Here is a 12,344-nt window from a genome sequence, read left to right on the forward strand (position 1 = left end):
TGAACTATCTTGTAGCGGTTCCGTTGCGTGATTGTTAAAACAATAACCTTTCATTTCCCTTTCAACGCGACACCAACTTTACAGGATGTGATATGCGTCTCTTACTGGCGGAAGATAATCGTGAGCTGGCTCACTGGCTGGAGAAAGCGCTGGTGCAGGAAGGCTTTGCCGTAGACTGCGTTTCTGACGGGCGCGCTGCCGATCATCTGCTGCAGGGGGAAAACTACGCGGTGGCGATACTGGACATCGGTATGCCCGGTTTTGACGGCCTGGAGGTGGTGCACCGTTTACGAAAACGCGGCCAGACCTTGCCGGTGCTGTTTCTCACCGCACGCAGCAACGTGGCGGATCGGGTGAAAGGCCTGAACGCCGGGGCGGATGATTATCTGCCAAAACCGTTTGAGCTGGAGGAGCTGGACGCCAGGCTTCGCGCCCTGCTGCGCCGAAGCGAGGGGCGAACCCAGGAACGCCAGCGTCTTGGGGAGCTGGAGTATGACGACGACGGTTTTTTCCTGCTGCGCGATGAGCCGCTCTCGCTCACCCCGCGTGAACTGTCACTGCTGAAGGTGCTAATGCATCGCCGCACCCGGCCCGTCTCCCGCCAGCAGTTGTTCGATCAGGTGTTTAGCCTGAATGACGACGTCAGCCCCGAGAGTCTCGATCTCTACATTCATCGCCTGCGCAAAAAACTGACTGGCAGCGGGGTGCGGATCACCACCCTGCGCGGGCTGGGCTATGTGCTGGAGTGCGGCGATGAAGTGGGTTAAGCCTCAGTCGCTTTATCTGCAACTGCTGCTTTTTCTCGGCCTGCCGCTGCTGCTGTTGTGGGGATTATCGGCTTTTAACAGTTACGTCAGCGCCCTGCAGGCGGCGACCCAGGCGTACGACCGCACGCTGTTATCTTCGGCGCGTACCGTCTCTGAGCGGCTGGAGGTGCACAACGGCAAGCTGCTGGTCGATGTTCCCTGGGTGGTGCTCGACAGCTTCGAGCTGAACATGAACGATCGCCTCTATTACAAGGTGGTTGACCCGGAGGGGCGGGTGATCTCCGGCTATGACGATCTGCCGAATATGCCCCGCTCCACGTCGCGCACCACGCACTATCCCGCGCTGGCCTGGTTTTATCATACCGAGTATCGCGGCCAGGCGATCCGCGTGGCGAAGCTTCTCCAGCCGATTAACGAAGACAATGTTTCCGGTATGGCGGAAATCTACGTCGCCGAAACCTTGCAGTCGCGGCGCTATCTCGCCACTCAGCTTCTGTTTTCATCACTCGTTTCGCAGGGGCTACTGGTGCTGCTGACGCTGGTCTTAACCGCCTGGCTGCTGCGCCGCGTGCTGCGCCCGATGCGTCAGCTCTCCTCGCTGATGGTGCGCCGTGAGCCTGGGCTGCTGGCCCCGCTACCGGAGCTGCTGCCCTGGTCGGAAACGCGGCTGCTGATCGTGGCTTTTAACCGTTATATCGACAGATTACGCGGCGTGCTTTCCCGCCAGGAGCGTTTCAACGCCGATGCTTCTCATCAGCTCAAAACGCCGCTGGCGGTGCTCAAAACCCAGGTTTCCGTTGCCCTGACGCGAAACGATCCGGCCCTGTGGCAGGAGAGTTTACGCGCCATGAACGTGACGCTGGACAACACCATCGTCCTTACTGAACGGCTGTTGCAGTTCTCCACGGTGAAGCACAAAGAGCAGGGAGAGCGCCAGTTTGCCCCGGTGGATCTGGTTCAGGTGGTGCAGAACTGCTGCTTCTCCCGGCTGGCGCAGGCGCGCAGCAAGGGGATCGATTTAGGTTATGACGGCATTCAGCAATCCGTCATGATTGAAGGTGATGAGGTGCTGCTGGGCGAACTGTGTGCCAACCTGCTGGAGAATGCGATCAAATACACCCCGCAGCAGGGCATCGTCACCGTGTCTCTGCACACGGTTAACGACGCTGTTGAGCTGAGCGTGGAGGACAGCGGACCGGGAATTGCTGAAGATCAGATTTCCCAGGCCATGCTGCCGTTTCATCGGCTGGATAATGTAGGAGATGCCACCGGGTCCGGGATTGGGCTGGCGCTGGCCAACGATATCGCCCGCCTGCACCGCAGCCATCTTCAACTGATGGCCAGTGAAAATCTGGGCGGTCTGTGCGTCAAAATGCGCTTTTTATTGATGACGTAAATGTTGATATTATCAAATCGTTACAAACTAATTGTCCGACGCACACGGAGTCCATTGATCCCATAGCCAGTCAGGTTAAAATCTCGCGGTTTTGGATATCTGTGAACAAATTGTGCGGGATCACGACAATGAAAAAAGTGGCATTAATGGGCTTAGGCCTGATGTGTGTATCGGCAGCGGCCAACGCTATTTCCTTCAACGGCTCGGCGGGCGAGGACTATACCCACCTGGGCTTTGGTCTTGGCACGGATAGCGCAGGCCTGGCGATGACCGGCGGCTGGACGCATAACGACGACGATGGCGATGCGGCAAGCCTGGGCCTCGGTTTTAACGTTCCGCTTGGTCCATTCCTGGCGACCGTCGGCGGTAAAGGCATCTATACCAACCCGAACGACGGTGACGAAGGTTACGCGGCGGCAGTGGGCGGCGGTCTGCAGTGGAAAATTGGCGACAGCTTCGGCCTGTTCGGCGAGTATTACTACTCTCCGGACTCCCTCTCCAGCGGTATCGACAGCTATAAAGAAGCTAACGCGGGTGCGCGCTGGACCATCATGCGTCCGATTACCATCGAAGCGGGCTATCGTTATCTGAACCTGGCGGGCAAAGAGGGCAACCGCGACAACGCGCTGGCTGACGGCCCGTACGTGGGCGTCAGCGCAGGCTTCTAACCCCTCCGGCGCGGCGTCCGTCGCGCCAGTTTCTCTCCTCTCCGTGCCGGTGATTGCGCTATAGTGTTTTCACCATATAAGCGGGAGAACACAATGATTAACGTGGAGATGTTATCCACCGGCGACGAAGTGCTGCATGGACAGATTATTGATACCAATGCTGCCTGGCTTGCCGATCTTTTCTTTGAGCAAGGATTACCGTTAACGCGCCGCAATACCGTAGGCGACAGTCTTGAGTCGCTGGTGACTGTTCTGCGCGAGCGTAGCGAACACTGCGACGTGCTGATTGTGAACGGTGGGCTCGGCCCCACCGGCGACGATCTCAGCGCGCTGGCTGCCGCGACCGCCAAAGGCGAAGGGCTGGTGTTGCATGAGGCGTGGCTGGCCCAGATGGAGCGTTTCTTCTCCGAACGTGGCCGCGTGATGGCCCCCAGCAACCGCAAACAGGCTGAAATCCCGGCCAGCGCCGAACTGGTCGATAACCCGGTGGGTACCGCCTGCGGTTTCGCCGTTCAACTGAACCGCTGCCTGATGTTCTTCACGCCGGGTGTCCCGTCTGAATTTAAAGTGATGGTCGAACAGCAGATCCTGCCGCGCCTTCGTCAACGTTTTACCCTGCCTGAACCGCCAGTCTGCCTGCGCCTGACCACCTTTGGCCGCTCGGAAAGCGATCTGGCGCAGAGCCTCGATCACCTGCCGCTGCCACCGGGGGTATCCATGGGCTATCGCTCTTCCATGCCGATCATTGAACTCAAGCTGACCGGGCCTGCGACGCAGAAAGCGGCGATGCTGGCGCTCTGGCCGGAAGTGCAGCGCGTGGCGGGCGAAAGTCTTATTTTCGAGGGTACGGAAGGGCTACCAGCGCAGATTGCGAAGCATCTGCAGTCGCGCCAGCTGAGCGTTACCCTGAGCGAGCAGTTTACCGGTGGCCTGCTGGCGTTGCAGTTAAACCGGGCCAGTGCCCCACTGCTGGCCAGCGAAGTGGTGCCCTTCCAGCAGGAGACGCTGGCGCAGACGGCACGCTGGGCGTCAGAACGCCGGGTGAAACATTTTGCCGGTCTGGCGCTGTTTGTTGGGGGACTGGATGAAGAGTATCTCAATTTTGCGCTCGCCACGCCGGAAGGGACCCATGCCTTAAGAGTCAAAATGGGTATCAGCCGCCACAGCCTGGCGGTGCGTCAGGAGGTCTGCGCCATGATGGCGCTGAACATGCTGCGTCGCTGGCTGGCAGGTAAGGAGGTGGCCAGCGAGCACGGCTGGATCAACGTGGTGGAATCGCTGTTCGTTGAGTAACCGGTTTGCCGGGGCGGCGGCCCCGGCGATACCTAACCCAACGCCTTCGCCAGCAGCGTGATGGGATGTTCGCAGCGCTTGCTGGTGGACATCTCTATCTGCCACTTGCAGGTTTCGCAGTCGGTCACCACGATATCGGCGCCGCTCTCCTCAATCTGGCGGAACAGCGGCGCGCCAATTGCCTGTGATGTTTCGTAATTTTCACGCTTAAAGCCGTACGTCCCCGCAATGCCGCAGCAGCGCGAATCCAGCACCGTCAGCGCCAGCCCCGGAATTAACCGCAACAGTTCCAGCGTGTAGAGCGACCAGCCCATTTTTTCCATATGGCAGGGCGTATGGTAGACCACTTTCAGGGGTAAGTTTTTCAGCGGTAACGTCTGCCCGCTGTCCAGCTTGCGCCACAGGAAACGCGTCGCCAGCTCAATCTTTTCGCGCAGGCCGGTATTGTCCACCTCCAGCAGGTGCGGATACTCATCGCGCAGCGTGAAGGTGCAGGTCGAGGAGGTGGCCAGCACCGGAATGCCTTTATCGATGATGGCCTCGCGCAGCGACGAGACGTTGCTTCTGGCCTGTTTGCGCGCTTTATCGGTAAACCCGTTGGCGATCAGCGGCACACCGCAGCACTTCTCCTTGCTCAGCAACTGCACGCCTGTACCCATGGCGTTCAGCACTTTCAGCAGATCTTTGCCCAACTGCGGGTGGTTGTAATTCACGTAGCAGCCATGGAAGAACGCCACCTGGTCGGCATACCGCGCCTGGTCTGCCGCTACGGATTTGTACCAGCGGCGGAAGGTGCCGTGGGAATATTTAGGCAGGCTGCGGTGATGGTCGATCTTCAGCGTGGCATCCAGCAGCTGGCGCACCGGTTTCAGCGAGGTCGCGGCGTTCACCAGCGGGGCAAACGGCGTGGAGACGCTGCCCATCAGGTCGGTATGGCTGAGAATGGCATCGCGCAGCGACGGTTTTTGCGTGCTATAGCGTGCCCGGGCGCGCTGAATAATGTCGCCGATTTTCACATCCGACGGGCAGGCGACTTCACAGCGTTTGCAGTTGATGCAGTATTTCAGCGCGTCATCGTACAGCGCGCCGTCCTTCAGACGCAGGCGCTCGCCGTCCGGTCCGGCCTGTTTCGGCCCGGGATAGCGCGGGTTAACGCCGCTGACCGGGCAGACGGTGGTGCAGACCGTGCATTTGATGCAGCTTTCAAAGCGGGTGTCGTTCATTGTTCAGCCTCCGTGCGCTGGCAAATCTGCTCTGCTACATAGAGCGCCGTTATGGCGCAGACGCCGCCGCCGCAGCCCTGGGCGATAGGATCGTATCCGCCCAAAAGCGAACCGATGGCGTAGAGATTTGGAACTGGCTTTCCGGAAAGTTGCGGATGCAGCTGGTTATCCACAATCACGCCGAACTGCTGCCAGGGCTGCGGGGAAAAGAAATCGCTCTGATACCAGTCCGCGCGGGAGGCACTCTGGCGCACATCCAGCCCCATAATCGCCTCGCGAATGCCCTTCCGGCTGCTCAGCAGACCGTTGCTAAAGAAACTGCCGCTTGCCAGCACCGCGTAACGCGTGCGAAGCGGAATGTCGTCGTGGTTGCGGGTCCAGATTTCGCTCACCGTGCCGTCTGTCAGGGTGATTTTTTTCACCTCATCGCCCGCCATCCACACGCCACCCTGGGCCACAAACTGGCGCTGAAGCTGGGTATGCAGGCGAATGCCGGGCACGGAAGGGGGAAGCGTCGGCAGCAGGCCGAGCGAGCAGGGCAGGCGATCGGAGAGCCAGCACCACAGCCGGTTATCACCTAAGCCAAAGCAGGCTGGCATAAAGAGCGCATCGCATCCCTCTGCAAGCGGTTTGAGCGCCTCATACAGCAGCGGCCATTTCTCTTCGTTATCGAGCAAACGGGCAATATTCACCGCGCGGAACTCGCTGGGATTGTCGCGCAGGAGATCCAGCTCAGGAAGGTCAATCTCTGCCGTTTCAGCGTTGACCCCCTGGCGACTGAGCGAGGCCGCCGCCAGATGGGGCTGAAAATCCAGAAAACCGCTAATACCCACTACCCGCACGCGCGTGGCCTTGAACGGGGCAACGGGCACCTCCTCCGGGCTGAGCCAGGCGGAACGCAGGGTGCCAAGCGGCGTGACGCGCGCGTGATTTTGCCTGGCGCTCCCCTGCATACGTGCGCCACAATCAGCCAGCAGAGATTCGGCTTCCAGGGCAAAGCGGTCAATGTGCTGCGCGCCGATCAGGTGATAAGGATGCTCTGCCGGCAGTTTTTCGCGGTACGTTTCGTCCAGCAGATCCAGCGAGCCCGACGAGAAGTGCAGGGCGCTCTGGCCCCGGGTGATAATGGCGCAGCGCAGTCCCTGCTTCGTGAGTTTGATGCCACAGAGCAGACCCGCCAGCCCGCCGCCGACGATCGCCGTATCAAATTTCATCGCGTTGCTCCTTCTCCAGACCGCAAAGCCCCTGGTACACCCAGCGGGTAAATTCGCTTTCACGCAGGGCATCGCCCCAGGCGACAGGCTGAATGCCTTTCCAGCGCTCGTTTAAAAAATCGCTGAGCTGATCGAGCGACTGGGTGGCGGTGGTGGTATGAAAACGCTGCAACAGCCCGGCGGCACGGCAGGCACACAGCTCCCCCTGACAGGTGCCCATCCCGACGCGGGTGCGGCGACGGAGATCGAGCAGGCTATTCACCGTCAGATTCTCCACCGCGTATTGCACTTCCCCGGCGGTAACGGCCTCGCACTCGCATACCAGACTGCGGCTCAGCCGCCCTTCACCCAGCCAGACCGGTGTTCTGTCGCCATGGCGATAGACAGCCGAACCGCGCAGGGGGGCGGGCAGGGAGAGAATTTTTTGCACTGTTTTCTCGGTGGACTGGCGCGAGCCGGGCAGGGGCTGTTCCGCGGTCACGCACGGTTCGCTATTGCCCAGCTTGCGGCAGACGGCATCCGTCGCCCATTCGGCCATCAGACGGTAGGTCATCAATTTACCCCCGGTTATGGTGATGAAACCGTCCAGCCCGTCGCGCGCGGCGTGGTCAAGCAGCACAATGCCACGGCTGACGTTGCGTCCGCTCGGATCGTCATCGCTGGCGACAAGCGGGCGCACACCCGCGTAGGCGCGCAGGATACGGGTCTGGGCCATCACCGGCGCCAGTTTTTCTCCTTCGCGCAGCAGGATGTCGACCTCTTCTGCGGTGACCCGATTGAAATCAATCTCGCTGTAGTCAATGTGGGTGGAGGTGGTCCCGATGAGCGAGATGGTATCCCCCGGTACAAGGATATCTGCGTCAGACGGTTTGCGGCAGCGGTTGATGACATGGTTATTAATGCGGTGGTCGAGGATCAGCAGCGAGCCTTTGGCCGGAAACATGCGCACAGAGAGATCGGCGTATTCCGCGATGCGTTGCCCCCAGATCCCCGCCGCGTTGACCACCACGGCGGCATAGAGCTCGCTGTGTTCGTTGTACTGCGTATCCAGGACCCGCACGCCCACGATGCGATGCCCCTCACGGATAAGCCCGGTGACCTGATGGCCGGTCAGGATCCGCGCGCTATGCTCGCGGGCGTCCAGCATGTTGGCCGCCGTCAGGCGAAACGGATCCACGGTGCCGTCCGGAACTTTCACCGCCCCGGTCAATGCTGGATTAACCGAAGGCTCGATGCGGCGCGCGAGGGCAGGATCAATGGCTTGCGCCTGAATGCCTGCGGCCTGGCAGGCGGTAATGAAGGTTGACTGAAAGGCGAGATCGTCTTCGGGAAGCGTAATAAACAGACCGTCGGTGGGCTCAATGCAGTGACGGGCAATGCGCCGGAGGATCTGGTTTTCGGCGATACATTCGCGGGCCGATTCGCCGTCGGTGACGGCGTAGCGGGCGCCGCTGTGCAGCAGACCATGATTGCGTCCGGTTGCGCCTGTTGCAATATCATGGCGCTCCAGAAGCGTGACGCTCAGCCCCCTGAGCGCGCAGTCGCGGGCGATGCCTGCGCCGGTCGCGCCCCCGCCAATGATAATCACATCGCTATAGCGTGGATCGTGAATTGTCATTGCCATCCCTCAGTGTTCGTTTTGTCTCATTTAGCCACATAAAAACTGTGGTTTGTTTGATATCGAACATAAACGAGCGAATTTCGAAAGTGAAACGTGATTTAATGCGCTTTTTTGCGCATTCTGTCATATTTCTGTAACAATCTGTGCGTTGATTCACAGTAACAATCACCGTGATTTCTTAACATCCCCGCCTCTCTAGCCGGGCGCGTGATGTCCGGTCACTTTTTGAAAGGCCACGGAGGCTGTTATGCTCAGTATTTTTAAACCTGCGCCACATCGGGCGCGACTGCCAGAGGCAGAGATAGACCCTCTCTACCGCCGTCTGCGTTGGCAAATCTTCATGGGGATTTTCTTTGGCTATGCGGCGTACTATCTGGTACGTAAAAACTTCGCACTCGCCATGCCCTACCTGGTGGAACAGGGCTTCTCACGCGGCGATCTTGGTTTCGCGCTGTCGGGGATCTCTATCGCCTACGGTTTTTCGAAATTCATTATGGGGTCAGTGTCGGATCGCTCGAATCCGCGCGTGTTCCTGCCCGCTGGCCTGATCCTGGCGGCAGCGGTCATGCTGTTTATGGGCTTTGTGCCGTGGGCGACCTCCAGCATCGCCATTATGTTTGTGCTGCTGTTCCTCTGCGGCTGGTTCCAGGGGATGGGGTGGCCACCGTGCGGACGCACCATGGTGCACTGGTGGTCGCAGAAAGAGCGCGGCGGTATCGTGTCGGTCTGGAACTGCGCCCATAACGTCGGGGGCGGGCTTCCACCGCTGCTGTTCCTGCTGGGGATGGCCTGGTTCAACGACTGGCACGCGGCGCTCTATATGCCAGCCTTTGGGGCAATCCTGGTAGCGATTATCGCCTTTGCGCTGATGCGCGACACGCCGCAGTCCTGCGGTTTGCCGCCGATTGAAGAGTATAAAAACGACTATCCGGATGATTACAGCGAGAAGCACGAAGAAGAGCTGACGGCAAAGCAGATCTTCATGAAGTACGTCTTGCCGAACAAACTGCTGTGGTACATCGCGGTAGCGAACGTGTTTGTTTACCTGCTGCGTTACGGCATCCTCGACTGGTCGCCGACCTACCTGAAAGAGGTGAAGCATTTTGCGCTGGATAAATCCTCCTGGGCCTACTTCCTCTACGAGTACGCCGGGATCCCGGGGACGCTGATTTGCGGCTGGATGTCGGACAAAGTGTTTAAGGGCAACCGTGGCGCGACGGGCGTCTTCTTTATGACCCTCGTGACCATTGCCACCGTCGTCTACTGGCTCAACCCGCCGGGCAACCCGGGCGTGGATATGACCTGTATGATCGTCATCGGCTTCCTGATTTATGGCCCTGTTATGCTGATTGGTCTGCATGCCCTGGAACTGGCACCGAAAAAAGCGGCAGGCACGGCGGCAGGCTTTACCGGTCTGTTCGGCTACCTGGGCGGTTCGGTCGCGGCGAGCGCCATCGTAGGCTATACCGTTGACTTCTTCGGCTGGGACGGCGGCTTTATGGTGATGATCGGCGGAAGCGTGCTGGCGGTATTGCTGCTGATTGTTGTGATGATCGGTGAAAAACGTCACCACGCGGACGTGCTGGCGCGTCGTCAATAAGGAGCACTGCCATGAAATTCACGCAAATAGCGGCCGGTCTGTTGCTGGCGGGCCTGATGACCGGATCCGCCCTGGCGGCGGATAAAATCGTTATTGCCCATCGCGGCGCAAGCGGCTATCTGCCGGAGCATACGCTGCCGGCGAAAGCGATGGCCTATGCGCAGGGGGCCGATTATCTGGAGCAGGATCTGGTAATGACAAAGGACGACCAGCTGGTCGTCCTGCATGACCACTATCTTGACCGGGTGACCGATGTGGCGGAACGTTTCCCGGACCGCGCCCGTAAAGATGGCCGTTTTTATGCCATCGACTTCACCCTGGATGAAATCCGCTCTCTGAAGTTTACCGAGGGCTTCGAGATTGAAAACGGCAAAAAGGTGCAGGTTTATCCGGGACGTTTCCCGATGGGCAAATCTGAGTTCCGCATCCATACCTTCCAGGAAGAGATTGAGTTTGTTCAGGGGCTGAACCACTCGACGGGCAAAAATATCGGTATCTATCCGGAAATTAAAGCCCCGTGGTTCCATCACCAGGAAGGGAAGGATATCGCCGCGAAAACGCTGGAGGTGCTGAAGCAGTACGGCTACACCAGCAAGAAGGACAAAGTCTGGCTCCAGTGTTTTGACGCCGCGGAACTGAAGCGCATCAAAACCGAGCTGGAGCCAAAGATGGGGATGGATCTCAATCTGGTTCAGCTGATCGCCTATACCGACTGGAATGAAACCCAGGAGAAGCAGGCAGACGGCAAGTGGGTAAATTACAACTACGACTGGATGTTCAAACCGGGTGCGATGAAGCAGATCGCGCAGTACGCCGACGGGATCGGACCCGATTACCACATGCTGGTGGCGGAAGGTTCAACCCCGGGCCACGTGAAGCTAACGGCGATGGTGAAAGAGGCGCATGCCAGCAAGATGCAGGTGCATCCGTATACGGTGCGTGCTGACCAGTTGCCGCCGTACGCCACAGACGTGAATCAGCTTTACGAGGTGTTATATAAGCAGGCGGACGTGGACGGTTTGTTTACGGACTTCCCGGATAAAGCGGTGAGCTTTTTGAAGGATAAAGGCTGAAATTGCCGGGTGGTGGCTGCGCCTTACCCGGCCTATGGACTGCGGTTTTGTAGGCCGGGTAAGCGAAGCGCCACCCGGCACAATCACATCTCGATCTCTATATCCCCTTTCGCCCGGCAGCAGCAGGGCAAAATTTCACCGTCGTTGATGAAGGCCAGTGGTTCAGTTATCCAGTCAACCTGACCGGTCACCAGACGACAGCGGCAGGAGCCGCAATAGCCTTCGCGGCACTGGTATTCAACGGCAATCTGGTGGGATTCCAGCGCAATAAGCAGGGAGGGGTGCTCTTCCTGGCACAGAAGCTCTGTGCCAGAAAGACGAAGCGTTACGCGGCTCATCAGAGCTGGAAGTCGCTCAAATCGTCGGTGTTGACTTCGGAGTCAATCTGACCGACCAGGTAGGAGCTCACTTCCACCTCCTGCGGCGCCACCTGCACGTTGTCAGAGACCAGCCAGGTGTTGATCCACGGGATCGGGTTGGAGCGGGTCTGGAACGGCAGATCCAGGCCGACCGCCTGCATGCGGATGTTGGTGATGTACTCGACGTACTGGCAGAGAATATCTTTGTTCAGGCCGATCATGGAGCCGCCCTGGAACAGATACTCCGCCCACTCTTTCTCCTGCTGTGCCGCCTGGACAAACAGGTCATAGCTCTCCTGCTTGCACTCTTCCGCAATCTCGGCCATCTCCGGATCGTCCACGCCGCTGCGCAGCAGGTTCAGCATATGCTGGGTACCGGTCAAGTGCAGGGCTTCATCGCGGGCGATGAGGCGAATGATTTTGGCGTTGCCTTCCATCAGCTCGCGTTCCGCAAAGGCGAAGGAGCAGGCGAAGCTGACGTAGAAGCGGATCGCTTCCAGCGCGTTCACGCTCATCAGGCACAGGTAGAGCTTCTTCTTCAGCTCGCGCAGGCTCACGGTGACGGTTTTGCCGTTTACGGTGTGGGTGCCTTCACCCAGTAGGTGCCAGTAGCTGGTCATCTCGATCAGATCGTCGTAGAAGTGGGAGATGCCTTCCGCACGCTTCAGGATCTGTTCGTTGGTGACGATATCATCGAAGACAATCGCCGGATCGTTGACGATGTTACGGATGATGTGGGTATAGGAGCGGGAGTGGATCGTCTCGGAGAACGCCCACGTCTCGACCCAGGTCTCCAGCTCCGGGATGGAGATCAGCGGCAGCAATGCCACGTTCGGGCTGCGCCCCTGGATGGAGTCCAGCAGCGTCTGATACTTCAGGTTGCTGAGGAAAATGTGCTTTTCGTGTTCCGGCAGCGCCTGGAAATCGATGCGGTCGCGTGAAACGTCAACTTCTTCCGGACGCCAGAAGAAAGAGAGTTGCTTTTCAATCAGCTTTTCGAAGATGTCATATTTTTGCTGATCGTAGCGCGCCACGTTGACCGGCTGGCCGAAGAACATCGGCTCTTTGAGCTGGTCGTTTTTCGTCTGTGAAAAGGTGGTGTATGCCATGAGTGTGTCCTGTGAGAGATT

At 58.8% G+C, this 12,344-nt stretch carries 11 protein-coding genes; 6 read left to right on the forward strand and 5 right to left on the reverse strand.

The window, feature by feature from the left end; genetic code table 11:
• Positions 1-92 precede the first annotated feature (92 nt).
• From tctD to B3X29_RS00440, 4 genes are all read left to right on the forward strand, one after another.
• Complete coding sequence (gene tctD, locus B3X29_RS00425) at positions 93-767, forward strand: transcriptional regulator TctD (RefSeq protein ID WP_103180432.1); 675 nt, start codon at positions 93-95, stop codon at positions 765-767.
• Positions 754-2,163, forward strand: a complete 1,410-nt coding sequence (locus B3X29_RS00430) for a sensor histidine kinase (protein ID WP_103180430.1) — start codon at positions 754-756, stop codon at positions 2,161-2,163. The genes tctD and B3X29_RS00430 overlap by 14 nt, the downstream gene beginning before the upstream one ends.
• A gap of 128 nt (positions 2,164-2,291) precedes the next feature.
• Positions 2,292-2,831 carry a YfaZ family outer membrane protein gene (locus tag B3X29_RS00435; protein WP_103180429.1) on the forward strand — a complete coding sequence of 180 codons (540 nt, stop codon included), beginning with the start codon at positions 2,292-2,294 and terminating at the stop codon, positions 2,829-2,831.
• A 93-nt stretch (positions 2,832-2,924) separates the two neighbouring features.
• Positions 2,925-4,124, forward strand: coding sequence for a nicotinamide mononucleotide deamidase-related protein YfaY (locus tag B3X29_RS00440; protein WP_103180427.1), 1,200 nt, complete (start codon positions 2,925-2,927; stop codon positions 4,122-4,124).
• Between the two features lie 32 nt (positions 4,125-4,156).
• On the opposite strand, the gene glpC is transcribed toward B3X29_RS00440, so the two are convergent.
• From glpC to glpA, 3 genes are read right to left on the reverse strand one after another with little or no spacing between them, the layout of a single operon-like run.
• Positions 4,157-5,347, reverse strand: coding sequence for an anaerobic glycerol-3-phosphate dehydrogenase subunit GlpC (glpC, locus tag B3X29_RS00445; RefSeq protein ID WP_103180425.1), 1,191 nt, complete (start codon positions 5,345-5,347; stop codon positions 4,157-4,159).
• Positions 5,344-6,561, reverse strand: coding sequence for a glycerol-3-phosphate dehydrogenase subunit GlpB (glpB, locus tag B3X29_RS00450; RefSeq protein WP_159339614.1), 1,218 nt, complete (start codon positions 6,559-6,561; stop codon positions 5,344-5,346). Before glpB ends, glpC begins: the two co-directional genes overlap by 4 nt.
• Positions 6,551-8,179 carry an anaerobic glycerol-3-phosphate dehydrogenase subunit A gene (glpA, locus tag B3X29_RS00455; protein ID WP_159339613.1) on the reverse strand — a complete coding sequence of 543 codons (1,629 nt, stop codon included), beginning with the start codon at positions 8,177-8,179 and terminating at the stop codon, positions 6,551-6,553. Before glpA ends, glpB begins: the two co-directional genes overlap by 11 nt.
• Before the next feature lie 250 nt (positions 8,180-8,429).
• Between glpA and glpT the strand changes: the two genes are divergently transcribed.
• Both glpT and glpQ read left to right on the forward strand, forming a co-directional pair.
• Complete coding sequence (glpT, locus tag B3X29_RS00460) at positions 8,430-9,782, forward strand: glycerol-3-phosphate transporter (RefSeq protein ID WP_159339612.1); 1,353 nt, start codon at positions 8,430-8,432, stop codon at positions 9,780-9,782.
• Between the two features lie 11 nt (positions 9,783-9,793).
• Positions 9,794-10,855 carry a glycerophosphodiester phosphodiesterase gene (gene glpQ, locus B3X29_RS00465; protein ID WP_103180418.1) on the forward strand — a complete coding sequence of 354 codons (1,062 nt, stop codon included), beginning with the start codon at positions 9,794-9,796 and terminating at the stop codon, positions 10,853-10,855.
• An 83-nt stretch (positions 10,856-10,938) separates the two neighbouring features.
• On the opposite strand, the gene yfaE is transcribed toward glpQ, so the two are convergent.
• Both yfaE and nrdB read right to left on the reverse strand, forming a co-directional pair.
• Positions 10,939-11,193, reverse strand: coding sequence for a class I ribonucleotide reductase maintenance protein YfaE (gene yfaE / locus B3X29_RS00470; RefSeq protein ID WP_103180417.1), 255 nt, complete (start codon positions 11,191-11,193; stop codon positions 10,939-10,941).
• Entirely contained in the window at positions 11,193-12,323 is a 1,131-nt protein-coding gene (gene nrdB / locus B3X29_RS00475; RefSeq protein ID WP_103180415.1) for a class Ia ribonucleoside-diphosphate reductase subunit beta, read from the reverse strand. The genes yfaE and nrdB overlap by 1 nt, the downstream gene beginning before the upstream one ends.
• Positions 12,324-12,344 lie beyond the last annotated feature (21 nt).

The sequence above is a fragment of the Leclercia sp. UBA5076 genome, assembly GCF_002416465.1.
Taxonomy (GTDB): Bacteria; Pseudomonadota; Gammaproteobacteria; order Enterobacterales; family Enterobacteriaceae; genus Enterobacter.

Coding starts and splice junctions, on each gene's coding strand:
- B3X29_RS00435 (WP_103180429.1), top strand. CDS start 2,292: ATGAAAAAAGTGGCATTAATGGGCTTAGGCCTGATGTGTGTATCGGCA.
- B3X29_RS00440 (WP_103180427.1), top strand. CDS start 2,925: ATGATTAACGTGGAGATGTTATCCACCGGCGACGAAGTGCTGCATGGA.
- tctD (WP_103180432.1), top strand. CDS start 93: ATGCGTCTCTTACTGGCGGAAGATAATCGTGAGCTGGCTCACTGGCTG.
- glpB (WP_159339614.1), bottom strand. CDS start 6,561: ATGAAATTTGATACGGCGATCGTCGGCGGCGGGCTGGCGGGTCTGCTC.
- glpC (WP_103180425.1), bottom strand. CDS start 5,347: ATGAACGACACCCGCTTTGAAAGCTGCATCAAATGCACGGTCTGCACC.
- yfaE (WP_103180417.1), bottom strand. CDS start 11,193: ATGAGCCGCGTAACGCTTCGTCTTTCTGGCACAGAGCTTCTGTGCCAG.
- glpQ (WP_103180418.1), top strand. CDS start 9,794: ATGAAATTCACGCAAATAGCGGCCGGTCTGTTGCTGGCGGGCCTGATG.
- nrdB (WP_103180415.1), bottom strand. CDS start 12,323: ATGGCATACACCACCTTTTCACAGACGAAAAACGACCAGCTCAAAGAG.
- glpA (WP_159339613.1), bottom strand. CDS start 8,179: ATGACAATTCACGATCCACGCTATAGCGATGTGATTATCATTGGCGGG.
- glpT (WP_159339612.1), top strand. CDS start 8,430: ATGCTCAGTATTTTTAAACCTGCGCCACATCGGGCGCGACTGCCAGAG.
- B3X29_RS00430 (WP_103180430.1), top strand. CDS start 754: ATGAAGTGGGTTAAGCCTCAGTCGCTTTATCTGCAACTGCTGCTTTTT.